The sequence below is a fragment of the Acidimicrobiales bacterium genome, from assembly GCA_016794585.1.
Lineage (GTDB): Bacteria > Actinomycetota > Acidimicrobiia > Acidimicrobiales > DATDAH01 > JAEUJM01.
Genome location: JAEUJM010000019.1, coordinates 113,774 through 135,785 on the forward strand (window position 1 = coordinate 113,774; position 22,012 = coordinate 135,785).

At 73.0% G+C, this 22,012-nt stretch carries 23 protein-coding genes; 4 read left to right on the top strand and 19 right to left on the bottom strand.

Translation table 11 applies throughout. The features are described from left to right. Positions 1–13 precede the first annotated feature (13 nt). From JNK12_11520 to JNK12_11530, 3 genes are read right to left on the bottom strand one after another with little or no spacing between them, the layout of a single operon-like run. Complete coding sequence (locus JNK12_11520; GenBank protein MBL8776559.1) at positions 14–1,399, bottom strand: aspartate aminotransferase family protein; 1,386 nt, start codon at positions 1,397–1,399, stop codon at positions 14–16. Between the two features lie 38 nt (positions 1,400–1,437). Beyond that, positions 1,438–2,118, bottom strand: coding sequence for a CoA pyrophosphatase (locus tag JNK12_11525; GenBank protein MBL8776560.1), 681 nt, complete (start codon positions 2,116–2,118; stop codon positions 1,438–1,440). Beyond that, entirely contained in the window at positions 2,118–2,273 is a 156-nt protein-coding gene (locus JNK12_11530; GenBank protein MBL8776561.1) for a hypothetical protein, read from the bottom strand. Before JNK12_11530 ends, JNK12_11525 begins: the two co-directional genes overlap by 1 nt. A gap of 39 nt (positions 2,274–2,312) precedes the next feature. Here JNK12_11530 and JNK12_11535 point away from each other — a divergent pair, with 39 nt between their 5' ends. Further along, positions 2,313–3,074: a two pore domain potassium channel family protein gene (locus tag JNK12_11535; protein MBL8776562.1), complete on the top strand. Its 762-nt coding sequence runs from the start codon at positions 2,313–2,315 to the stop codon at positions 3,072–3,074. Here JNK12_11535 and JNK12_11540 read toward each other — a convergent pair. From JNK12_11540 to groES, 3 genes are all read right to left on the bottom strand, one after another. Further along, positions 3,071–3,454 carry an SRPBCC family protein gene (locus JNK12_11540; protein ID MBL8776563.1) on the bottom strand — a complete coding sequence of 128 codons (384 nt, stop codon included), beginning with the start codon at positions 3,452–3,454 and terminating at the stop codon, positions 3,071–3,073. The genes JNK12_11535 and JNK12_11540 overlap by 4 nt on opposite strands. Before the next feature lie 249 nt (positions 3,455–3,703). Continuing rightward, positions 3,704–5,350 carry a chaperonin GroEL gene (gene groL, locus JNK12_11545; GenBank protein MBL8776564.1) on the bottom strand — a complete coding sequence of 549 codons (1,647 nt, stop codon included), beginning with the start codon at positions 5,348–5,350 and terminating at the stop codon, positions 3,704–3,706. 6 nt (positions 5,351–5,356) lie between these two features. Next, complete coding sequence (gene groES / locus JNK12_11550; GenBank protein MBL8776565.1) at positions 5,357–5,647, bottom strand: co-chaperone GroES; 291 nt, start codon at positions 5,645–5,647, stop codon at positions 5,357–5,359. Positions 5,648–5,788: 141 nt separating this feature from the next. Here groES and JNK12_11555 point away from each other — a divergent pair, with 141 nt between their 5' ends. Then, positions 5,789–7,393: an SGNH/GDSL hydrolase family protein gene (locus JNK12_11555; protein MBL8776566.1), complete on the top strand. Its 1,605-nt coding sequence runs from the start codon at positions 5,789–5,791 to the stop codon at positions 7,391–7,393. 10 nt (positions 7,394–7,403) lie between these two features. Here the strand turns inward: JNK12_11555 and tsaD are convergent, their stop codons facing one another. From tsaD to JNK12_11580, 5 genes are all read right to left on the bottom strand, one after another. Then, complete coding sequence (gene tsaD / locus JNK12_11560; GenBank protein MBL8776567.1) at positions 7,404–8,408, bottom strand: tRNA (adenosine(37)-N6)-threonylcarbamoyltransferase complex transferase subunit TsaD; 1,005 nt, start codon at positions 8,406–8,408, stop codon at positions 7,404–7,406. Further along, a complete protein-coding gene (gene rimI / locus JNK12_11565; GenBank protein MBL8776568.1) occupies positions 8,405–9,037 on the bottom strand; it encodes a ribosomal protein S18-alanine N-acetyltransferase in 633 nt (210 codons plus the stop codon). The genes tsaD and rimI overlap by 4 nt, the downstream gene beginning before the upstream one ends. Continuing rightward, the gene (gene tsaB / locus JNK12_11570) at positions 9,034–9,741 is read right to left on the bottom strand and encodes a tRNA (adenosine(37)-N6)-threonylcarbamoyltransferase complex dimerization subunit type 1 TsaB (protein ID MBL8776569.1); all 708 of its coding nucleotides are present in this window, start codon (positions 9,739–9,741) and stop codon (positions 9,034–9,036) included. Before tsaB ends, rimI begins: the two co-directional genes overlap by 4 nt. Next, positions 9,735–10,217, bottom strand: a complete 483-nt coding sequence (gene tsaE / locus JNK12_11575; protein ID MBL8776570.1) for a tRNA (adenosine(37)-N6)-threonylcarbamoyltransferase complex ATPase subunit type 1 TsaE — start codon at positions 10,215–10,217, stop codon at positions 9,735–9,737. The genes tsaB and tsaE overlap by 7 nt, the downstream gene beginning before the upstream one ends. Positions 10,218–10,360: 143 nt before the next feature. Continuing rightward, positions 10,361–11,218, bottom strand: coding sequence for a P1 family peptidase (locus JNK12_11580; GenBank protein ID MBL8776571.1), 858 nt, complete (start codon positions 11,216–11,218; stop codon positions 10,361–10,363). 88 nt (positions 11,219–11,306) lie between these two features. Between JNK12_11580 and mscL the strand changes: the two genes are divergently transcribed. Further along, positions 11,307–11,678 carry a large conductance mechanosensitive channel protein MscL gene (mscL, locus tag JNK12_11585; protein ID MBL8776572.1) on the top strand — a complete coding sequence of 124 codons (372 nt, stop codon included), beginning with the start codon at positions 11,307–11,309 and terminating at the stop codon, positions 11,676–11,678. A 10-nt stretch (positions 11,679–11,688) separates the two neighbouring features. Here mscL and JNK12_11590 read toward each other — a convergent pair whose 3' ends face one another. Genes JNK12_11590 through JNK12_11610 form a run of 5 tightly spaced genes read right to left on the bottom strand, consistent with a single transcriptional unit; the run spans position 11,689 to position 18,624 of the window. Beyond that, positions 11,689–12,858, bottom strand: a complete 1,170-nt coding sequence (locus JNK12_11590; protein ID MBL8776573.1) for an alanine racemase — start codon at positions 12,856–12,858, stop codon at positions 11,689–11,691. Next, complete coding sequence (locus tag JNK12_11595) at positions 12,830–13,327, bottom strand: CBS domain-containing protein (GenBank protein ID MBL8776574.1); 498 nt, start codon at positions 13,325–13,327, stop codon at positions 12,830–12,832. Before JNK12_11595 ends, JNK12_11590 begins: the two co-directional genes overlap by 29 nt. A 57-nt stretch (positions 13,328–13,384) precedes the next feature. After that, complete coding sequence (locus JNK12_11600) at positions 13,385–14,752, bottom strand: NAD(P)H-hydrate dehydratase (protein ID MBL8776575.1); 1,368 nt, start codon at positions 14,750–14,752, stop codon at positions 13,385–13,387. After that, positions 14,749–15,117, bottom strand: a complete 369-nt coding sequence (locus tag JNK12_11605) for a holo-ACP synthase (GenBank protein ID MBL8776576.1) — start codon at positions 15,115–15,117, stop codon at positions 14,749–14,751. Before JNK12_11605 ends, JNK12_11600 begins: the two co-directional genes overlap by 4 nt. 30 nt (positions 15,118–15,147) lie before the next feature. Further along, positions 15,148–18,624 carry an SIS domain-containing protein gene (locus tag JNK12_11610; protein ID MBL8776577.1) on the bottom strand — a complete coding sequence of 1,159 codons (3,477 nt, stop codon included), beginning with the start codon at positions 18,622–18,624 and terminating at the stop codon, positions 15,148–15,150. Positions 18,625–18,760: 136 nt separating this feature from the next. Here JNK12_11610 and JNK12_11615 point away from each other — a divergent pair, with 136 nt between their 5' ends. Further along, positions 18,761–19,669 carry a ChbG/HpnK family deacetylase gene (locus JNK12_11615; GenBank protein ID MBL8776578.1) on the top strand — a complete coding sequence of 303 codons (909 nt, stop codon included), beginning with the start codon at positions 18,761–18,763 and terminating at the stop codon, positions 19,667–19,669. A 40-nt stretch (positions 19,670–19,709) separates the two neighbouring features. On the opposite strand, the gene glmM is transcribed toward JNK12_11615, so the two are convergent. From glmM to rplM, 3 genes are read right to left on the bottom strand one after another with little or no spacing between them, the layout of a single operon-like run. Beyond that, positions 19,710–21,056, bottom strand: coding sequence for a phosphoglucosamine mutase (gene glmM, locus JNK12_11620; protein ID MBL8776579.1), 1,347 nt, complete (start codon positions 21,054–21,056; stop codon positions 19,710–19,712). A 13-nt stretch (positions 21,057–21,069) separates the two neighbouring features. Then, on the bottom strand, positions 21,070–21,462 hold the full coding sequence (gene rpsI, locus JNK12_11625; GenBank protein MBL8776580.1) for a 30S ribosomal protein S9: 393 nt from the start codon (positions 21,460–21,462) through the stop codon (positions 21,070–21,072). Positions 21,463–21,486: 24 nt separating this feature from the next. Further along, positions 21,487–21,936 carry a 50S ribosomal protein L13 gene (rplM, locus tag JNK12_11630; protein MBL8776581.1) on the bottom strand — a complete coding sequence of 150 codons (450 nt, stop codon included), beginning with the start codon at positions 21,934–21,936 and terminating at the stop codon, positions 21,487–21,489. Positions 21,937–22,012: the final 76 nt, after the last annotated feature.

Sequence of the window (22,012 nt, forward strand, 5' to 3'; positions counted from 1 at the left end):
GTCGGCGCACCCGTCAGGCCAGACCGGCGATGCGCTGCCAGGCGGCCTCGACGTGGCGGCGCTCGGTGGTGGTCTGGCCGACGCACAGGCGCAGGGTGAGGTGTCCGTCGAGCCGGGTGTGGGTGAGGTGGAGGGCCCCCGATGCGTTGCAGGCGTCGAGGACGCGCTGGTTGACCTCGTCCCCGCCGACGTGGCGGAAACACACGAGGTTCAGGGGCACGGGGGCAGCCAGTTCGAAGCGGTCGTCGGCGTCGATCCAGCCCACCAGCTCGCGGGTGAGCTCGACGTGGCGCCGGAGGTGGTGGCGCAGGCCCTCGGCGCCGTAGTGGCGGATGACCATCCAGAGCTTCAGGGCGCGGAAGCGCCGGCCCAGGGGCACGTGCCAGTCGCGGTAGTCGACGACCGCGCCCGCCTCGGAGGCGGCGTTGCGCAGGTACTCGGGCAGCACCGAAAGCGCCCCGACGAGGGCCGAGCGGTCGGCCACGTAGAAGCAGTCGCAGTCGAAGTTGGTGAACAGCCATTTGTGGGGGTCGAAGCAGTAGCTGTCGACCCGCTCGAGGCCGTCGTTCACGAAGCGCAGCTCGGGCACCACCGCTGCGGATCCGCTCATGGCCGCGTCCACATGGAGCCAGAGGCCGTGGCGCTCGCACACGTCGGCGATGGCCGGCACCGGGTCGAGCGCCGTCGACGACGTCGTGCCCACGGTGGCGCACACGAAGAATGGCCGAAGTCCGGCGGCCAGGTCGGCCTCGACCGCGGCGGCGAGGGCGTCGGGGCGCATCGCGAACGACTCGTCGACGTCGATGGTGCGCAGGGCGGACGCGGGCAGCCCGGCGACCCGCACGCCCTTCTCGACCGACGAGTGGGCCTGGTTCGAGGTGTAGGCCACCAGGCCGGTCAGGTCGCCGTCGGGGGCCGCCCGGTGACGGGCGGCGATGACGGCGCAGAGGGTGGCGCTCGACGCCGAGTCCTGGATCACGCCTCCCCCCGCACCGGTCGAGCGGAAGCGGTCGGGCAGATCGAGCAGATCGATGACCCAGTCGAGCACGACGGTCTCGAGCTCGGTGCAGGCCGGGCTGGTGGCCCAGAGCATCCCCTGCACGCCGAGGCCCGACGAGAGCAGGTCGCCGAGCACCGACGGGCCCGACGAGTTGGCCGGGAAGTAGGCGAAGAAGTTGGGGGACTGCCAGTGCGTGACCCCGGGGAGGATGACCCGCTCGACGTCGGCCATGACCGCCTCGAAGGGCTCCGGGTGCTCGGGCGGGTGCTCGGGCAGCTGCGACCGGACCTCGCCCGGCGCCACCTGCGACAGCACCGGTCGGTCCTCGACTCCCTCCAGGTAGCGGGCGATCCAGTCCACGACCTCGTAGCCCCGCCGGCGGAACTCGTCGGGCGTCATGTGGAAGCTGGGCGGCTCCACGGGGCCCGTCCCCTCGCTCATCGTCCCGTCCCCGTGACGACCGAGAGCAACTGGTGCAACAACCGCGCGGTGGCGCCCCAGACGGTGTCCCCCGGGATCTCGAAGAAGTAGAGCGGGTGGTACCCCTGGGGAAAGCGCCAGAGCTCCTCCCGGTAGGCGTCGTCGTGCAGCAGCTCGGAAAGCGGTACGTGGAGGATGGCCTCGACCTCGGCCTCCTGGGCCACGAGCTCGGGACGCCCGGCGAGTCGTCCCACCACGGGCACGATGAGGGACTGGCTCGAGAAAGTGGCGAGGGGGTCGAGTTCGCCGATCACCTCGACGGTGGCCGGGGGCAGGGCGGTCTCCTCCTCGGCTTCGCGCAGTGCGGTCTCCGTCGGCACCTCGCCGGGCTCCTGGCGACCACCCGGGAAGCTCACCTCGCCCTTGTGCGCGCGCAGGTGCTGGGCACGGCGAGTGAGCACCACCACCGTCTCGCCCGCGTCCTCGTAAAGAGGGACGAGCACGGCCGACGGTCGCGCCCCCGGGGGTGCGCCGCCGGTGATGGGACGCGGCTCGCCGAGGCGCTCCACCGCCTCGACCACGGTTCCGAGGGGGACGCGGCGCTCGTCCGGCGCCAGACCCGCCCACGGGGCGGGCCCGCCGGGCTGTACGTCGGCCGGGCGGGGGATGACCTGCGATCCGCCCCGAGCGCCCGGCATCAAGGCGTGGGCGGCTCGACCATGGCCTCGAGGAGCTCTCGCAGGCCGCCGACCTTCAGGTTCTTCATCACGGTGCCCGGCGTGGTCTCGCCCTTCTCCCACTCCATCCAGTACGAGAGGAGCTTGGCGGGGTCGGGCGGCGGGCGCTGGTCCATGGGCCGATGGTACCGGCGCGTGTGCTAGCAAACGGAGCTGTGGGGCGTGCACAGGATCCGGCCAAGCCGCCGAAGCTGGTCGACAGCTATGGGCTGTTGCTCGTGGTCATCCTCGCCCAGTTCGTCCTGATCCCCTTCCTCGACGACAACAAGTGGGGGGCCACCATCCAGGGGTTCCTGATGGCGGCGGTGCTGCTCCTGGCCCTGCGCATCTCCCACGTGACGCCCCGCACCCACCGGCTCGCCCTCGGCGCCGTCACCCTGGCCCTGCTCGGCCTGGCCGGTAACGCGTTGGCCGGGGTCACCGACAGCGAGGCCTTCTCGAGCCTGCTCCTCGGCGTCCTCGTGGTCGTGACCCCGGTGGTGATCCTGCGCCGCATCTTCCAGCACCTGGTGATCAGCGGCCAGACCGTGCTGGGCGCCATCTGCGCCTACCTGCTGTTCGGCATGGCCTTCGCGTTCGTCTACCACGCGATGTGGGACATCGATCCCAGCGTGTTCGGGGGGAACCTCGGGGAGAGTCCCCAGTTCGGGCTGCTCTACTTCAGCTACGTCACCCTGGCCACCCTCGGCTACGGCGACATCGTGCCCGTGGGCCAGCTGGCGCGGTCGTTCGCCATGATCGAGTCGCTGGTCGGCCAGATCTTCCTGGTGACCCTCGTGGCCGCGCTGGTCGGCAACCTCGGGCGGGTCCGCCACCAGACCGGCCGCCTCCTCGCCCGTTCCGAGGAGGAAGCGGTCGAGGAGGTCCAGCAGGCCGAATCCGAGGACGGCGGCGTGCCGCCCGACGAGGTGCCCTAGCCCTCGAGCTTGTCCTTCAGGGCGCCGAGCGCTCCCTGGTAGATGTCCTTGAACATGGCGGCGCCCTCGGGCTCCACGTCGACCTGCCAGGTCACCCGGGAGCCGCCGTCGGCGCCGTCGTGCACGGTGATGGTGGCGAGGTGGCTGTCGAGCGGCACGGGGCCGTCGACGATGGCGTAGGCGATGGAGCGGGCGTCCTCGTCACGGCCCTTCAGCTGCTCCTTGATCTCCATGCCCATCATCGAGATCGTCCGGACGTCGCCGTCGACGGTGCACTCGTCGATCCCGGGCATCCAGATCAGCCCCCCGAAGTCCCCCACGACCGCCCACGTCTCCGAGGGCGAAGCGTCGATCTCGATCTCTGCAGTCTCCGAATCCATGGCGCCTGACCCTAGACGCGCCACGGCGTCCGAAAACCCGAAGAGCGCCGGCCCGAAGGGCCGGCGCTCTTCCAGACTCGGAATGAGCATGAGGTGATCAGCCCCACCGGGGCGAGGAGCGAGCCCCCGGGGGGTGGCGCCGATCCGGAGGGTCCGAGAGATCGCCACATGCCTTTCCGTGGCGATTCTCGGATACCGGATCGGTGACAGGACCCGCCGGGGGCGGTCAGCCGCGCCCCAGCGGGAGGATCACATCATGCCCCCCATTCCGCCCATGCCGCCCATGCCGCCGCCCGGCATCGCCGGCATGGCCGACTCTTCCTCGGGCTTGTCGGCGACGAGGGCCTCGGTGGTCAGGAGCATGGCCGCGATCGACGCCGCGTTCTGCAGCGCTGCACGGGTCACCTTGGCGGGGTCGATGACGCCGGCCTTGATCAGGTCCTCGAACTCGCCGGTGGCGGCGTTGAACCCGATGGGGCCGATCTCGCCCGAGGTCTGACGGACGACGACGGAACCTTCGTGGCCGGCGTTCTCGGCGATCAGGCGGGCCGGGGCGTCGAGACTGACGAGCACCATCTTGGCGCCGGTCGACTCGTCGTCCTTCAGCTTCTTGACCACCTTCTCCACCGACTCCCGGGTGCGGAGCAGGGCGGTGCCGCCGCCGGCGACCACACCCTCCTCGATGGCGGCCCGGGTGGCCGACAGGGCGTCTTCGATGCGGTGCTTCTTCTCCTTGAGCTCCACCTCGGTGGCGGCACCGACCTGGACGACGGCGACGCCGCCGGCCAGCTTGGCGAGGCGCTCCTGGAGCTTCTCGCGGTCCCAGTCGGAGTCGCTCTCCTCGATCTCACGCCGGATCTGCGCGATGCGACCGTCGACGTCCGCCTTGTCGCCGGCACCTTCCACGATGGTGGTGGTGTCCTTGGTGATGACGACCTTGCGGGCCCGACCGAGCAGGTCGAGGGTGGTGTTGTCCAGCTTGAGGCCGATCTCCTCGGAGATGACCTGACCGCCGGTGAGCACCGCCATGTCCTGGAGCATCGCCTTGCGGCGCTCGCCGAAGCCGGGGGCCTTGACCGCGGCGGCGTGGAACGTGCCGCGGATCTTGTTGACCACCAGGGTGGCGAGGGCCTCGCCCTCGACGTCCTCGGCCACGATGAGCAGCTGCTTGCCGCTCTGCATGACCTTCTCGAGGACGGGCAGCAGGTCCTGGACCGAACCGATCTTGCCGTTCATGAACAGGATGTACGGGTCCTCGAGGACCGCTTCCTGGCGCTCGGCGTCGGTGACGAAGTACGGCGACAGGTAGCCCTTGTCGAACTGCATGCCCTCGGTGAAGTCGAGGTCCATGCCGAAGGTGTTCGACTCCTCGACGGTGACCACGCCGTCCTTGCCCACCTTGTCGATGGCGTCGGCGATGACCTTGCCGATGGCCGGGTCGGCGGCCGAGATGGCGGCGACCTGGGCGATCTCCGACTTCTCGTCGATCTCCTTGGCCTGGTCGGCCAGGGACTCGACGGCGGCGGCGACGGCCTTCTCGATGCCCTTCTTGAGGCTCATCGGGTTGGCGCCGGCGGCCACGTTGCGGAGGCCCTCCTTGACCATGGCCTGGGCCAGCACGGTGGCGGTGGTGGTGCCGTCACCCGCGATGTCGTTGGTCTTGGTGGCCACCTCCTTCACGAGCTGGGCACCCATGTTCTCGAAGGGGTCCTCGAGCTCCACCTCACGGGCGATGGAGACGCCGTCGTTGGTGATGGTGGGGGCGCCGAACTTCTTGTCCAGCACCACGTTGCGGCCCTTGGGGCCGAGGGTCACCTTCACCGCGTCGGCCAGCTTGTTCACGCCGGCCTCGAGGCCGCGGCGGGCGTCCTCGTCGAACTTCAGGATCTTCGACATCGGCGCCTACTTGACGATCGCGAGGACGTCGCGGGCCGAGAGGATCAGGAGATCCTGGCCGCCCGAGGAGATCTCGGTGCCGCCGTACTTGCTGTAGACGACGGTGTCACCGACGCTCACGTCCATGGGGATGAGCTCGCCGGTCTGATCGGAGCGCTTGCCGGGGCCGACGGCGAGGACTTCGCCCTGCTGGGGCTTCTCCTTGGCGGTGTCGGGGATGACCAGGCCGCTGGCGGTGGTCTCCTCGGACTCGCCGGGCTTGACGACGATGCGGTCGTCGAGGGGCTGGAGGTTCATTGCGGGTAACTCCCTGTGTCTTCTCGGACGTTGCTTCTCGGCTGCGTGCTTCTGGTGGAAGCTTTAGCACTCTCGGGTGCCGAGTGCTAATGCTACGACCGCGACCGCGAAGGCGGCAACCCGGAGTGCGAGACTCTGCGCATGGGGACGGTGGTGACGACCGGCCCTCCGGCGACCCGCAGCGGTCCCGGAGCGGCCCGTGCGACCCGCAAGTGGGTCGGTCCGTTCGTCGCGGCGTCGTTGGCCCTCGCCCTGGTGGCGTGGGGTCGCCCCCTGGCGGCCCTCGCCGTCGCCCTCTTGGCGCTGGCGCTCGGCCAGGCCCAGACCCTCCATCCGGGGTTCGGTCCGGCGGTCCGCCGTGGCGTTGCCTCCCTGCGCCACGGTGCGGGACGCGCCCTCTCGTTCGTGGCGCTGGGCGCCCTCTTCGTCGTGGTCATCGTGCCCTTCTGGGTCGTGACCACCCCGTTGCGTCGACGGCCGTTCGGCGTGCCGCGCGGGGCGGACGGCTGGGTCCCCAGGACGCCCGCACCCCGGGTCGCGGCGGGCGGCGAGACCCCGACGGAGGAGACCGGCCCGATCGAGGCCGCGCCCCGGCGGGCTGTCGGCGGCGAGCCCTCCCGTCGGCGCCTGACCACGGGGGGCCTGCTCGGCCGGCTCGCCCTCGCGGTCGTGGCGCTGGTGGCGCTCGACGTCGCGCTCGGTGCGTTCCTCGGCGGCACCGGGATCGCGCCGGGCGAGCAGGCGGCGTTCCTCCAGGCCCAACGCTGGCTCGTCGACACCATGGACGCGCCCGCCGTCCGCGACGAGCCCTGGGCCGAGCAGTACACCGAGGACGGCCTGCGTCTCTTCGCCGAGCGCCAGGACTACGAGCCCTACCTGATGTACGGCTTCCATCCCTACGAGAGCCGCTACATCAACACCACGGACCTCGAACGGATCTCGTACCAGCCCGCCGTGCCCGACGGCGAGGAACCCCTCCGGGTGGCCATCTTCGGGGGCTCGGTCGTGTGGGGGGTGGGCCAACGTGACGATCACACCATCGCCTCCGAGCTGGCACGCGTCGCCGAGTCCGAAGGGATCGCCCTCGAGGTGCACAACTACGGCATGTACGGCTGGGTCGCCTGGCAGCAGTACCAGTACTTCGAGCGACTCCTCGCCGCCGGCGAGCGCTACGACCTGGCGGTCTTCTACGACGGCCTCAACGACTTCGCCGTGCAGCAGAGCGACTTCTCGGAGGACCCCACCCACGGTGGATCGCAGCTGATGCGCCACCTCGGCGGCGAGGTCCACCAGCGGTACTACACCGAGCCCGGCTACCTCGACAGCGTGCGGGACCTCGCCACCGCCTATCGCCGCAACAGCGGCGTGGCCCGCCTCGTCGACCGCTTCACCCGCGCACCCGGCGAGCTGCCCTCGTGGATGCAGAGCGAGCGGGTGGCCAGCCCGGCGATCGTGGTGGACACCGCACTCGACGTGTACGCCCGCAGCCACGCCGCCGCCCGCGACGTCGCCGCCCGCCACGACGTGCCTGTGCGCTTCGTCCTCCAGCCCCAGGCCCACGGCTGGGACCCCGCCTTCCTCGACGGGCTCCCGCCGGGCACCATCGACGGCACCCGCGTCTACGACGGCGTCGAGGACGACGTGTACCTCGACGGCGCCCACACCAACGAGCTCGGCGCCCGCCTCGCCGCCGAGGACCTGTGGGGCCACGTGCGCCCGGCGCTGGACCCGGCAACTGCCGAGTAGGCCGACGGACTCAGACCAGGCGCAGGGACGGGTCGGCGCCGGCGCCGAGGCTCGTGGGCCCGTCGTGGTGCAGGCGCCACCAGCCCGCGGCGGCCACCATGGCGGCGTTGTCGGTGCACATGGCCAGGCTGGGGACGTAGCCCTTGCGGCCGCTGGCGTCGCAGGCGTCGAGGAACACCTCGCGCAGGCGGGAGTTGGCGGCCACGCCGCCGCCGAGGCACAGCACGTCGGCGCCGACCTCGTCGGCCGCGGCCAGGGTCTTGGCCACCAGCACGTCGACCACGGCCTCCTGGAACGAGGCGGCCACGTCGGCCACGGCCACGTCGGGGTGCTTGCGCACGTGGTTGACCACCGAGGTCTTGAGACCGCTGAAGGAGAAGTCGAGGCCGTCGTGGCGCATCGCCCGGGGAAAGGCGATGGCGTCGCGGTCGCCCTCGACGGCCAGGCGGTCGATGACCGGGCCGCCGGGGTAGCCGAGGTCGAGGTAGCGGGCCACCTTGTCGAAGGCCTCGCCGGCGGCATCGTCGATGGTCGAGCCGAGCACCCGGTGCTGGCCGTACGACTCGGTGGCGACGAGCAGCGTGTGGCCGCCGGACACGAGCAGGGTCACGAAGGGTGGCTCGACCTCGGGCGCCTCCAGTCCGGCGGCGTACAGGTGGGCCTCGAGGTGGTTGACGCCCACGAAGGGCACGCCCCAGGTGAGGGCGAGGGCCTTGGCGGTGCTGACCCCGACCAGCAGCGAGCCGATGAGGCCGGGGCCCACCGTGGCGGCGACGGCGTCGATGTCGCCCTCGGTCAGGCCCGCGCCGACGACGGCCTCGGCCACCACCGGCACCGCCAGCTCGACGTGCGCCCGGCCGGCGATCTCGGGCACCACCCCGCCGAACTGGGCGTGGAGGTCGATCTGGCTGCTGACCACCGAGGACAGCACCCGCCGCGGCCCCTGGAGCACGGCCGCCGCCGTCTCGTCACAGGACGTCTCGATGCCGAGGATGCGGGCGTCGTCGGCGATCACGTGCGGTCCTCCCCGGGTGCGGCGTCGGTGCGGTCGGCCTCGGCGGTCACCCGGAGGCCGGCGGTCGGCACCGTGCCCGTGGGGTCGAGCTCGGCCGCGAGCCGGGCGAGGCGGGTGGCGTACTCGTCGGTGCCGATGTCGTTGGCCCACATCACGAGCGCGTCCTCCTTGACCTCGGCGTAGTAGTTCTTGCGCACCCCGGCCGGGACGAAGCCGAACCGACGGTAGAGGGCGATGGCCGCGTCGTTGCTCACCCGGACCTCGAGGGTCAGGTTCTCGGCGCCGTGGGCCACCGCGGCGCGGGCGAGGCCCAGCAGCACGCGGCCGGCGATCCCCCGGCGATGGAACTCGGGGGCGGTGGCCAGGGTGGTGACGTGGGCGTCGGGGCCGATGTACATCACGCCGCCGTAGCCCACGACCTCGCCCCGGCTGCGGGCCACGAGGTAGCAGCGCAGGCCCCCGAGGGCCAGCTCGCTGAGGTAGAGCCCGTAGGTCCACGGCTTGGGGTACGCCTGCGTCTCGATGCGCAGCACCCCGCGCAGGTGTCGGCGGCGCATGGGCACGATGGCGAGGTCGTCAGGGGCACCGGCGGGGACCGCCACGACCTCGAGCTCGGTCGGGTCGATCACGAGGGCCCCTCGTCGGCGCGGGAGGTCCAGTTGGCGATCGCGTCGGGGGTGCGCAGGTACAGCGGCTCGAGCTCCCACGGCTGGATGAACTCCTCACGCAGCGCCTGGGCGTGGGCGAGCTGCACGAGCGAGGCCGCGCTCGGGTGGGCGACCTCCTGATCGGCGACCCGCACCCGGCTGAGGCCCTCGAAGTCGTCGTTGTAGCGGCGGGCGCCGTCGCCCACGAGCAGGCACTCCTCGCCCCGGGCCACGAGCTCGGAGACCAGGTCGCCGGGCGAGCCCACCTGGTACTCGCCGAGGCGCTGCACGCCGCCGGGCACCGGCCGGTAGAGCGCGTAGAACAGCTCACCCCGTCGAGCGTCCACGGCGGCGACGATCAGGCGGCCGGTCTCCCGCAACGGGAAGGCCACCAGGTCGAGGCTGGCCACGCCGATCATGGGCACCCGCAGCGCGTACGCCATGGCCTTCGCCGTGGCGATCCCGACCCGCAGGCCGGTGAACAGCCCCGGCCCGACGTCGACGGCGACCACCCCGATCTCGTCGAGGCCGACATCGGTCTGGGCCGCCAGGAACTCGATGGCGGGGGTCAGGGTCTCGGCGTGGCGGCGCCCACGGGCGACGGCCACCGAGCCGAGCACGCCCTCGTGGCCGCCGATGGCCACGCTCACCTGATCGGTGGCGGTGTCGATGCCGAGGATCAGCACGGGACGACCTCGGCGATGGCCTCGGCCAGCGCCGGCAGGCGGTCGGTCCAACCGGGGCCGACGGCGGTGAAGGCGATGCTGCGATCGTCGTCGCCCTCGCCGAGGGTGAAGCGCACCTCGAGGAAGTCGGGGGGCAGGGCGGGACGGATGGTGTCGCCCCACTCGATCAGGGTGACGGCCTCGTCCTCGAGCAGGTCGGCGATGTCGAGGTCGGCGGCCTCCTCGGGCCCGCTGAGGCGGTACACGTCGAGGTGGTGGACCCGCAGGCGACCCTCGTAGCGCTGCGCCAGCGTGAACGTGGGGCTGGTGATGGGCACCTCGACACCCAGCGCCGCGCCGAAGCCCTGGGTGAAGGCGGTCTTGCCGGCCCCGAGGTCGCCGGCGAGCACGAGCAGGTCCCCGGCGCGGACCTGACCGGCGACGGCGGCGGCGACGGCCCTGGTGCCCGCCGCCGAGGTGGTGGCGACCTCGAACATCGTGCCCAGGCTAGGGCCGTCGCCCCCACTCGACCCCTCCCCGGACCCCACCCCCCTCGTTCCGGGTCCACCCCGTTGTTCCCTGCGACAACACGGTGGTCCCAGAAGGGGCCGAACGGGCCGGCAGGGCAGGATCGGGACGGTCAGGCCCGGCGGATCGCGCCGACGGCGCGGATGGCCTGCTCGACGGTGGTCATGGCCAGCCAGCGCACGTGGTCCACCTGGGCGTCCACCTTGGCCTCGTCGGGGCCGACCGACGCCGTGACCACGGCGTCGCCGTCGAAGCGGGTGTGGGCCGGGACGAGGGCGCGGGCGAGACCGTCGTGGGCCGACTGGGCCAGCAGGTGGCACCCGACCTTGTCGAGGCGGGCGTTGGTGACCACCACCCCGATGGTGGTGTTGGTGGCGAGGCCCCCGCCACCGGGACGGGGGTCGATGTCGCCGGTGTCCACCCAGCCGGAGGCGTTGACCGCGAGGAGCGCCGCCACGACGAGGTCGCCCTGTCGCTGCACCGCTCCACCGAGACCACCGGGACGCCCGGCACCGGCACCACCCCAGGTCCCGAACGTCGCACCGGTGCCTGCGCCCACCTGCCCGAGCGTCATCGGCTCCGGGCGGGCGGCCACGCACGCGGCGTAGCCCTGCTCGGCCCCCGGGCGGGCCCGGGCATCGCCCACCCCCAGGTCGTAGAGCGACAACCCGACGACGATGGGCACCGGGCCGGCCGAGGTGGGGAAGCCGGCGCCCTGCTCCTCGCAGAAGCGCATGACGCCGTCGGCGGCGGCCAGCCCGAAGGCGGAGCCGCCCGACAGGACGACGGCGTCGACCCGGTCCACCAGGCGCTCGGGCGCCAGCAGCGCGGTCTCGCGGGTGGCCGGGGCCCCGCCCCGCACCTCGCCCGAGGCGACCGTGCCCTCGGGGAACAGGACCACGGTGCAGCCCGTCCGGCCGACGGCGTCGGTCCAATGGCCGGCCCAGACCCCGGGCACCTCGGTGATCACGGCACGAGCGTAGGTCTACGGTCGGGGCGGGAACCGCGCGACGACCGATCACGGGACGTCGCACCGCTACGGAGAGGGAGCAACCCCCATGCTCGAAGGCTTCAAGAAGTTCATCATCCAGGGCAACGCCATCGACCTGGCCGTCGGCCTCATCCTCGGCCTCGCCTTCAAGGAGGTGGTCAACGCGCTCGTGGACGGCATCATCATGCCGATCGTGGCGGCCATCATCGGCAAGCCCGACTTCAACGACCTGACCATCGGCATCGGCGACAGCGTGATCCGCTACGGCGTGCTCATCACCGCCATCGTCAACCTGCTGCTCGTGGGTGCGGCGCTGTACTTCTTCCTGGTCGTGCCCATGAACGCCCTGCGGGAGCGTCGCGCCGCCGGCGCCGCACCGGCCGACCCCACCAACGAGGAGAAGATGGTCCTGCTGCTCGAGCAGATCGCCGCCAAGTAACGGCGGAGCCTCAGCCGCCCCGGTAGACCCGGGGCACCCGCGGGCCGATCCCGCACACCACCTCGTAGCCGATGGTGCCGAGGCGGTCGCCCCACTCGTTGGCGGTGACCGCCTCGGCGCCCTGGCGGCCGATGAGGACGACCTCGTCGCCGACCGCCACCGGGTCGTCGCCGCAGTCGACCATCAGCTGGTCCATGGTGACCACGCCGACGATGGGTCTGCGCCGGCCTCCGACGAGGACCTCGCCGCCCACCCCGCTGAGGCGCCGGGGCACGCCGTCGGCGTAGCCCAGGGGGACCGTGGCGACGGTGGCGTCGCGGCCGAACTCGTGGCGGAGGCCGTACGACACCCGCTCGCCGGCGCCCACGCGCTTCACGTGGGTGACGTGGGCGTGCAGCGACAGGGCCGGCTGGAGGGCGGCCACGCCGGTCAGCGCCGGCGCCGGATCGATGCCGTAGACGGCGATCCCGGCTCGGACGAGGTCGAAGCGGGCTTCGGGATGCACGAGCGCGGCAGCGGAGTTGGCGGCGTGCAACAGGGGCGGGTGCAACCCCTCACCCTCGAGCTCGGCGGCCGCGGCCCGAAAGCGCGCCAGCTGCTCGGCGGTGAAGGGGTGGTCGGGCTCGTCCGCTACCGCGCAGTGGGTCCAGAGCGCGTCCAGGCGCAGCGCCGGGTCGGTGTCGATGGCTCGAGCCAGCGTGAGCACCTCGCCGGGCTGCGCACCCACCCGATTCATGCCCGTGTTGACCTTCAGGTGCACCGGGACCACGACCCCTGCCACCCGGGCCGCCTCGGCCAGGGCGGTGACGCCCTCCAGCGTGTAGACGGCAGGGGTCAACCTCTCGGCCACCACCCGGGGCATCTCCTCGGGGCGGGGCTCGGAGAGCACGAGCACGGGCGCGTCGAGGCCCGCGTCACGCAGCTCGACCCCCTCGTCCACCAGCGCCACGGCCAGCCAGGACGCGCCGGCGCCGACGGCGGCCCGGGCGACGGGGACCGCACCATGGCCGTAGCCGTTGGCCTTGACCACGGCACACACCTGCGCCGGCGCCACCCGCTCGATGAGGACGGCGACGTTGTGGGCGACGGCGGCGAGGTCGACCTCGGCCCAGGCCGGGCGTCCCGTGACGGGGACGCCGGCGCCGGTGGGATCAGGCGTCGGTCGTCCCGGAGGTGTCACGGCCGGCCTCGACCATGGCCCGCAGGATGTCGCCCCGGGCGATGATGCCCACCAGTTGGCCGCCATCGACGACCGGGAGGCGGGAGGCGTCGTTGTCGTGCATGAGCGTCGCGGCGGCGCCGACGGTGTCGTCGGGGCCGCAGGTGATGGGCTCGTCGTCCATCACCTCGGAGACGACCGCGCCCACGGCCTTCTTGAAGTCGTCCTCGAACTCCTTGCGCCACGACGGGAGCTCGATGTAGGCGCCGAACAGGCTGATGACCGTGGGGCCGTGCACCTGGGCGTCCTGCACGATGAGGTCGCCGGTGGAGAGCACGCCCACCACGGTGCCGGCGGCGTCCACGACCGGGGCGGCGTCGACGCCGGCGGTGACGAGAGCGCCCATGGCGTCCTCGATGGACTGGTCGGGGGTGACCGTCACCACCTCGGTGGTCATGACGTCACGAACGGGCAGGTCCTGGGTCAGCATCGGGGTCCTGTCGATTGGGCTGCAGGTCGGAGGGGCAAGGGTCGGGCCGGTGGTGCCTCAGGGGCCGTCGGACGAGGTGATGCGCTCGACCGCCTCGGGCAGGAGGTCGACGAGGTCGCCGGCCACCAGTCCTCGCCGCCAGCCTAGGGTGCCGGCCACGCCGTGGATGAATGCACCGGCGGCGGCGGCGTGGAACGGGTCGACGCCGGAGGCGCAGAGGGCGCCGATCACCCCAGCGAGGACATCGCCCGTGCCGGCGGTGGCGAGGCGGCTGTCCCCGCTGGCGGAGAGCAGCACCTCGCCGCCCGGTTCGGCCACGACCGTGGTGTGCCCTTTGAGCAGCACCACGGCGCCGGTCTCGGCGGCCAGGGCACGGGCCGAGGCGATGCGATCGGGTCCCGGTGGGTGGTCGGCGAGGCGCTCGAACTCCCCGTCGTGGGGGGTGAGGATCAACGGATCCCGGCGCGACGTCAAGAAGTGGATCGCCCGCGAGCCGAGGGTGGACAACCCGTCCCCGTCGAGCACGACGGGCTGGGCCAGCTCGCGGAGCAGGGCACGGACGCCGGTGGCCACCTCTTCGGTGCGGCCGAGGCCGGGCCCGATGACGAAGGCGCCGAAGCGGTGGGCGTCGTGGCCGACGTCGGGGGTCCACACCTCGGGCGGCAGGGCGTGGCCCACGGCCTCGGTCGGGCGCAGCGGGTCGTCCACCACCCCGGGCGAGCTGAGGCGGACGTAGCCGGCACCGGCGCGCTGCGCGGCGCGGGCGGCCAGGTGGGCGGCTCCCGTCATCCCGGGCGACCCGGCGATGCACCAGACCGCCCGCTGCCACTTGTGGGCGTCGACCGGGGGTCGGCGCAGCCACGCGGCGACGTCGGCCGCCTCGATCTGGTGGACCGACGCGCCGGAGACGTCGAGGCCGATGTCGGCGGTGTGGACGTCGCCGGCCAGTTCGAGGCCGTCGTTGAACACCAACCCTGGCTTCAGGGCCGCGAAGGTCACCGTGCGGGTCGCCCGGAGCACCCGGCCCGAGGCGACCCCGGTGAGGCCGTCGACCCCGGAGGGGATGTCGACCGCGAGCACGGGGGCGGCGCCGGGATCGGGCGCCTCATAGGTGCCGCGGAAGCCGGTGCCGTAGGCGGCATCGATCACCAGATCGCACGCTGGCAGGTGGTCGGGGGCCAGATCGGCGCGCACGACCTCGACGCGCACGCCCCGACGCCTGAGCCGCGCCGCGGCGGCCCGGCCGTCGTTGCCGTTGTTGCCCTTGCCCGCCAGCACCACGACCCGCCGCCCGTAGGTGCCCCCGAGCAGCTGGATGGCCGCCTGGGCCACCGCGGTCCCGGCCCGCTCGATGAGCTCCTCGACGGGCGCTGGCGCCGCCGCGTCGATGGCGCCCATCTCCTCGGGGGTGACGACGGGGATCACAGCGCGACCGCGATGGCGTGGGCGGCGGCGTGCGAGTGGGTGAGGGTGAGCAGCCAGCGGGTCACGCCGGCCTCCTCGGCGAGGACGGCGGCCCGGCCCCGCAGGGCCACCGCCGGCGCACCCGAGTCCTCGTCGCGCACCACCTCGATGTCGGTGAACTCGCAGGCGCCGAGGCCCACCCCCAGTGCCTTCATGACGGCCTCCTTGGCCGCGAACCGGGCCGCGTAGCGCTCGGTGGGGTCGTTGCGGCGCTCGGCGTAGGCCTGCTCGGCGGGCGAGAAGAGGCGGGGGACGAGCCCCGGGGTGCGCTCCAGGGCGTCCCGGAAGCGGTCCAGGTCGACCAGGTCGGTCCCGATCCCGATCACCGGGCCCTCACGACGGCTCGCCCGGGCCCGTCACGAGGCGCCGTTGGCCCGCCACCGCTCGGCGAGGTCGGTGACCGGCTCGGTGAGCAGGGTGACGACGTCGAGGTCGCGGAGCAGGTCCTCGCGGAAGGTCGGCTCGGTCTCCGTGACCGAGTCGCGCAGCGCCGCGAACCGGCCGCGGTAGCCCTGGAGCACGGCGCGCATGGTGGCCACGGGCAGGTGGGAGGCGAAGCGGACGTGGAGCAGGGTGAGCCCGGTGGCCTGGTTGTCCTTGATCTCGGGGACGATGACCAGGGTGCGGCCGTCGCGGCGACCCTTGGCCACCAGCACCTCGCGGTCGGTGGCGACGCGGTTCTTGGTGCCCCGCAGCGCCGGGTTGCGCTCGGTACGGGAGGTGAGCTCCCGGGCGATGCCCCCGCGGTCGACCACCACCGAGGTGGCCTCCCCGGTGTCCACCCGACCGTCGATCCGGTAGCGGGTGAAGCCGGTGACCTCGACCACGGCGGGGTCGAGGTCGGCCAGCGTGCGCAGCGAGCGGTAGCTGAGGCGGTCGCGGGCGGCGCCGGCGTCGAGCACGGCCCGGACCAGCGGGGCGGCCAGGAGCGTCTCGTCCGAGCGGGAGATGCCCACGGTCACGGTCTTGGCCTGGTGCTTGATGGCGTCGATGGGGCGGGTGAGCTCCTCGATGGCGCGGCCGAGGGCGGCGGTGAGATCCTCGACCACCACCGCCGGGGTGCCGACCTTGCCGTTCTCGATCTGGTAGAGGTCGAGCGGCGTGACGCCCAGGGCGTAGCGGAACATCGAGGCCACCCGCACCGCGGTGCTGGCCTCGAGGTGGCCGTCGTACTCGCCCGCCCGCAGGCCGTCGAAGAACTGGCCGGCGAGGGGCTCGAGGGTGGAGGTCAGGCCGGTGAGCAGCCGCTCGGGGTCGGCGGTGGCGATGCTGTGGGCCACCGTGCCCTCGATCGCCGCTCGCGCCGAGCGCAGAGGCTTGGCCAGCCCGTCGATGGCCAGCGCCGCCTCGTAGCCGAAGAGGTGGCCGACCATGGCCGCCAGCACGAAGGCCAGGCGCGGGTCGGTGGCGGGGACGGTGAGGGCCTGGAGTGCCGCTGCGAAGCGCCCTTCGCCCTCGGTGGCGATGACCACCGGCGCGGCCTTGTGGGCCCGGTAGATGGCCACCTCCTTGGCCACGTCGTCGGCGTTCGAGCCCTCGAGGCCGGCGGCGCACACGAGGATGAGTGGCTCGGACGACAGGTCGATGTGCTTCTTGTCCTCGGTGCTGTCGCAGGCGATGGACTTGTAGCAGAGCTCGGAGAGCTTGATCCTGATCTCGCGGGCGGCCACCCGGTTGGCGCCGTTGCCAACGATGGCCCAGTACCGGCGGTGCGGGGCCAGTTGCTGAGCGGCGGCGGCGACGGCGGGCCGTGTGGCGATGGTGGCTTCGAGGGCCTCGGGGAGATCACGCAGGGCGGCCAGCAGCGCCTGGCGATCGGCGGCGGGAGCGACCCCGAAGGCGTCCGCCAGTGCGACCGTGAGCAGGAAGCCGGCGGCGATCTGGGAGTAGAAGGCCTTCGTCGAGGCGACGCTCATCTCCACGTCGCGTCCGTCGGAGGTGTAGAGCACGCCGTCGACCTTGTCGGTGAGGTCGCTGTTGCGGCGGTTCACGATGGCGATGACCCGGGCGCCGCGCGCCCGCACCACGTCGACCGTGCGGTTGGTGTCGGTGGTCGTCCCCGACTGGCTGATGGCCACGACGAGCGTGTCTGACATGTCGGGCCGCATGGCGAAGCCGGAGAGCTCGGTGGCGAGCACGGCGTCGACCCGCACGGCGGTGTCCTTCAGCGCATCCGACAGGGCGACGGCCAGGCTCTCGCCGGCGACCGCGGCGGTGCCCTGGCCGGTGACGATCACCCGGGTGATGCGCCCGTCGGCGAGGTCGGCGCGCAGGTCGTCCGGGATCGTGTCGGCCCCGAGGACCACGGAGAGCTCGCCGGCGTGGTCGAGCAGCTTGCCCCGCAGGGTCTTGCGGAACGAGGTGGGCGCCTCGGTGATCTCCTTGAGGAGGAAGTGCGGGAAGGCGCCCCGGTCGATGTCGCGGGTGGTGATCTGGGCGGTGGCGAGATCGGCCTCGGTGACGGGCAAGGGGGTGCCGTCGTAGGCGTGGCGGTCGATGCCGTCGAGCGTGCCCGCCCGGCTGCCGTCGAGCACGACGATCTGGCCCCGGCTGGCCGTGGGGTTCTCGGGGTTGGCCGGGGTCTCGCCGTCGAGGCGCAGGTAGGCGGCGGTCTCCTCCACCACCCCGTAGGGCTCGCTGGCCACGATGTAGAGGTCCTCGGCGAGGCCGACGTAGAGCGCCTGGCCGCTGCCCCGCAGGGCCAGGTGCAGATGGTCGGGCGAGGTCGCCGCGCTGGCCCCGATGGCGACCGAGCCCTCCATGGAGGCGACGGCGGCGCGGAAGGCCGAGTCGAGCGACTCGCCGGCGGCCACCCGTCGGGACACGAGGGTGGGGATCACCTTGGCGTCGGTGGTGATCTCGGGGGCGAGCACCAGGCCGTGGGCGGACTTGAGGTCCGCGAAGTTGTCCACGTCGCCGTTGAGCGCCGCGGTGACGTAGGGCCCGGACGTGCCGCCGGCCTCTTCGTCGGAGTTGAGGGGGTGGGCGTTGGCCTCGGAGATGATGCCGACGCTGGCCCACCGCGTGTGGCCGAGGACCAGGGCCTGCGCCCCGTCGGCGGCGAGCGCCAGGTGGAGGAGCTCGTCGCTCTCGATGGCGGACCGCAGGGCGGCGGTGTTGTCGCCGAGCTCCCCGATCTCGGCGGCGGCCTTGTACACGAAGCTGAGGACGGCCTCACCGGCGTCGGCGGCCGACGCACGCACGGCCAGCGACTCGAAGAGGCGGTCGCCCTCGCGGTCGCCCAGGAGGGGGGCCACCGCCGGCGACGTGAGGTCGAGGCCGTGACCCGTGACGAGCAGGTGGAGCCCCGCGGAGTCACGGCCCCGCACCTCGAGGCGATCGAGCGCGGACAGGGCCTGCTGCACCGAGGTGAAGGCCTCGATGGCGGCGGTACCGGCCTCGGCGCCGGCGAGGGACCGCACCTTCTCGGCGGTGGGCAGGCGGTCTCGCTGCACAGCCCACGCAGCGTCCTTGACGCGGATGAGGGCGGCGTTGACGGCCTCGAGCAGGTCGGGACCGAGGCCGGCGGCGCCGGCGTCGAGCTGGGCCTCGAGCGCCGCCAGGCGGCCGGTCGTGGTGTCCACCAGGGCGCCGGCTTCGGCCACGAGCGAGCGGTGGCGCAGCAGGCAGGTGACCCCCGGGGTGCCGCGCAGGAGGCGGTCGGCCGCCTCCAGGGCGGTCGCCGACCGTGCCAGCACGTCGAGGACGCCGGCAGGATCGCTGGGCTGGGCCTCGAGCGCGGCAGCGGCGACGCCGAGGGGATCGAGGATCTCCTCCGGCTGGGGGGTGGCTCGGGTGGAGGGCCGGCGTACGACCCCGATGATCCCGCACATGATGACTGCTGCCTCCGTCCTGCCCGCGGGAGGACAGTCTAGAGGGACGACGGCCGACGACGGCCCAGCCGACGGAACGGGTCCGGCAGGCGGACGGTACGGTGGCCAGCGTTCGCGGCGGTGGGGAGGAGCGAGCGTGGCGGGGCTGGTGGTGAACGCTGACGACTACGGGCTGACCCGTGGCATCTCGCGGGCGATCCTCCGCGCCCACCGTGGCGGCATCGTCACCGCGACCTCGGCGATCACGGTGGCCCCGGCCTTCGCCGCCACCGTGGGCTGGCTCGACGACGTCCCCGACCTGAGCGTCGGGCTCCACCTCGCCGCGGTGGGCGAGGACCCACCGCTGCTCACCGCCGCCGAGGTCCCGAGCCTCGTGGATCGCACGGGTCGCTTCGCCCTCAGCTCGGTGGCGCTCGTGCCGCGCCTCGCGGTCGGCCGCGTCGACCCGGCCGACCTCGAGCGCGAGTTCACGGCGCAGTTCGAGGCCTTCTGCGCCACCGGTCGCCGGCCCACCCACCTGGACACCCACCACAACCTCCACCTGTGGCCGATGGTGGGCCGCGTGGTCACCGCCCTGGCCCAGCAGTGGTCCGTCCCCGCGCTCCGCGTGCCGTGGTCGCGGGCCCGGACGCCCACCGGCGTCGGCGTGCGCCACTTCGCCCGCACCCTTCGCCGCCGTGCCGACGCCGCCGCCGTGTGGCACCCCGATGCCTACTTCGGCATCGACGAGAGCGGGCACCTCGACGAGTCCGCGTTGCTCGCACTGCTCGACGGGCTGTCGGCCGATCCCGGCGCCACCGTCGAACTGGCGGTGCACCCGGGCGAGGCGGATGACGGCGATCTGGCCCGCTACCCCTGGCCCGGGGCCCGCCGCGATGCCGAGCTCGCCGCCCTGACCTCGGCGGCGGTGGCCGAGGCGGTGCGCCGGGGCGGGCACCACCTGGTGCCGTACGGCCCGCCCTCGGGCGGGCGACTCGTGGACCTCACCGAGGGGACGCCGACCGGCCCCGACGGCGACGAGACCCCGACCGGGACCCGATCCTGACCGCTCACCGGCGCCGCCGGTGGGCCGCCTCGCGGTTGGCTCAGCCGGCGAGGGCGTGCAGGGCGTCCACCAGGCGGACGGCGGCGGCCTCGGCCTGCTCGGCCGTGGGCGCCTCGACCATCACCCGCACGACCGGCTCGGTGCCGCTGGGCCGGACCAGCACCCGTCCGTGGTCACCGAGCTCGCCCTCGACCGCGGCGATGTCGGCGGCGAGGTGCTCGACCACCGCGGGGTCGCGGCGGGCGAGGCGCACGTTGTGCAACACCTGCGGGAGCTGCGTCATGGTGGCGTCGGCGAGGTCGGCGAGGGGCCGGCCGGTGCGGGCCACGACGTCGAGCACCTGCACGCCGGTGAGCAGGCCGTCGCCGGTGGAGGCGAGGTCGCGGAAGATGATGTGGCCCGACTGCTCGCCGCCGAGCGACCAGCCGCCGGCTTCGAGGGCCTCCAGCACGTAGCGGTCGCCGACCTGGGTGTCGACGACGGTGATGCCCCGCTCGGCCATGCCGAGCCGGAACCCGAGGTTGGTCATCACCGTGACCACCACGGTGTCGTCGGGGAGGCGGCCCCGCTCGTGCCGGTCGATGGCGCAGAGGCCGATCAGGTGGTCGCCGCTCACGAGGCGGCCGGCGGCGTCCACGGCCAGCACCCGGTCGGCGTCGCCGTCGAAGGCGAGGCCCACGTCGGCGCCGACCTCGACGACCCGGGCCTGCAGTGACTCGGGGTGGGTCGAGCCGCACGCCTCGTTGATGTTGTTGCCGTCGGGATCGTCGTGGAGCACGTCGACCTCGGCACCCAGGCCCCGCAACACCGGCGCAGCGACCTCGGACGCGGCCCCGTTGGCGCAGTCGATCACGAGGCGCAGGCCGTCGAGGCGCCGCCCGTCGATCGACGCCGTCACGGCGTCGCACCACCGTCGGACCCGATCGTGGACGGGCTCGGAGCTCGATGCCCTGGCGTTGGCCACTGCACCGGCGGGCCCCGGGGCGCCCTCGGCGTGCAGCAGGGCGTCCAGCTCGGCCTCGAGGCGCTCCTCGACCTCGTCGGAGAGCTTGCGTCCCCCCGCGGCGAAGAGCTTCACCCCGTTGTCGGGCGCCGGGTTGTGCGACGCCGAGATCATGGCCGCGGGCTGGCCGTCGGCGGCCGACAGCCAGGCCACCGCCGGCGTCGGCGCCACGCCGAGCAGGTCGACGCCCACCCCTTCGGCGGCGAAGCCGCGCGCCAGCGCCGCCTCGATGCGCGGACCGGAGGCCCGGGGATCGCGTCCGATGAGGAAGCGGTCGGCGGGCAGGACGCGCGCCGCGGCGCGGCCGAGGGCCTCGACGAGCTCGTCGGTGAGCTCGGTGTCGGCCACTCCCCGCACCCCGTCGGTGCCGAACCGCAGGGTCATCGGAGGGGAAGGACTACCGCTTGGAGTACTGCGGTGCCTTGCGGGCCTTCTTGAGGCCGTACTTCTTGCTCTCCTTCTCGCGAGCGTCGCGGCTCAGGAAGCCAGCGGCCTTCTGCGCCGGGCGCAGCTCGGGATCGAGGGAGATGAGGGCCCGGGCGATGCCGAGGCGCAGCGCGCCGGCCTGGCCCGAGGGGCCGCCACCGTGGATGGTGACGTCGATGTCGTACGCCTCGGTGAGCTCGGCCACCTTGAGCGGCTCGGTGAGGATCATGCGGTGGGTCTCGGACGGGAAGTAGTCCTCGACGGTGCGCTTGTTGACGGTGATGACGCCGGAGCCCTCACGCACGCGGACACGGGCGATGGCGGACTTGCGGCGACCGGTGGTCTGCACCAGGGGCTTGGACATTCAGAGGCTCTCGATCTCGATCGTTCAGTCGCGGGCCCGCGCGTGCTCGAGCACGAGGGGCTCGGGGCGCTGGGCGCTGTGGGGGTGGTTCGGGCCGGCGTAGACCTTGAGCTTGCTGAGCATCGAACGGCCGAGGCGGTTCTTCGGCATCATGCCCTTGATCGTGCGGCGCACGGCCTCTTCGGGCTTCTTGTCCATGAGGTCGGCGTAGGTCTGCGTCTTGAGGCCGCCCGGGTAGCCCGAGTGGCGGTGCACGAACTTGCGGTCGGCCTTGCCGGCGGTGAGGACGACCTTGTCGGCGTTCACGATGATGACGTGGTCGCCCATGTCCATGTGGGGGGCGAAGGTGGGCTTGTGCTTGCCGCGCAGCCGACTCGCGACCTCGGTGGCCAGGCGGCCGAGAACCAGGCCCTCAGCGTCGACGACCAGCCAGGAGCGCTCGATCTCTCCGGCCTTGGGGGTGTAGGTGGGCACAGCGCAAACCTTCGGGTTGGGTGGAACCGGGCTTTGCCGCGCGAGCCGAGAACGGCCGCGACAGGCGACCGACCAC

Coding starts and splice junctions, on each gene's coding strand:
- JNK12_11525 (MBL8776560.1), bottom strand. CDS start 2,118: ATGCCGGGCGCTCGGGGCGGATCGCAGGTCATCCCCCGCCCGGCCGAC.
- JNK12_11610 (MBL8776577.1), bottom strand. CDS start 18,624: ATGTGCGGGATCATCGGGGTCGTACGCCGGCCCTCCACCCGAGCCACC.
- JNK12_11555 (MBL8776566.1), top strand. CDS start 5,789: ATGGGGACGGTGGTGACGACCGGCCCTCCGGCGACCCGCAGCGGTCCC.
- groL (MBL8776564.1), bottom strand. CDS start 5,350: ATGTCGAAGATCCTGAAGTTCGACGAGGACGCCCGCCGCGGCCTCGAG.
- JNK12_11520 (MBL8776559.1), bottom strand. CDS start 1,399: ATGACGCCCGACGAGTTCCGCCGGCGGGGCTACGAGGTCGTGGACTGG.
- JNK12_11540 (MBL8776563.1), bottom strand. CDS start 3,454: ATGGATTCGGAGACTGCAGAGATCGAGATCGACGCTTCGCCCTCGGAG.
- JNK12_11595 (MBL8776574.1), bottom strand. CDS start 13,327: ATGCTGACCCAGGACCTGCCCGTTCGTGACGTCATGACCACCGAGGTG.
- tsaE (MBL8776570.1), bottom strand. CDS start 10,217: ATGTTCGAGGTCGCCACCACCTCGGCGGCGGGCACCAGGGCCGTCGCC.
- rpsI (MBL8776580.1), bottom strand. CDS start 21,462: ATGTCCAAGCCCCTGGTGCAGACCACCGGTCGCCGCAAGTCCGCCATC.
- JNK12_11530 (MBL8776561.1), bottom strand. CDS start 2,273: ATGGACCAGCGCCCGCCGCCCGACCCCGCCAAGCTCCTCTCGTACTGG.
- mscL (MBL8776572.1), top strand. CDS start 11,307: ATGCTCGAAGGCTTCAAGAAGTTCATCATCCAGGGCAACGCCATCGAC.
- glmM (MBL8776579.1), bottom strand. CDS start 21,056: ATGACCCTGCGGTTCGGCACCGACGGGGTGCGGGGAGTGGCCGACACC.
- groES (MBL8776565.1), bottom strand. CDS start 5,647: ATGAACCTCCAGCCCCTCGACGACCGCATCGTCGTCAAGCCCGGCGAG.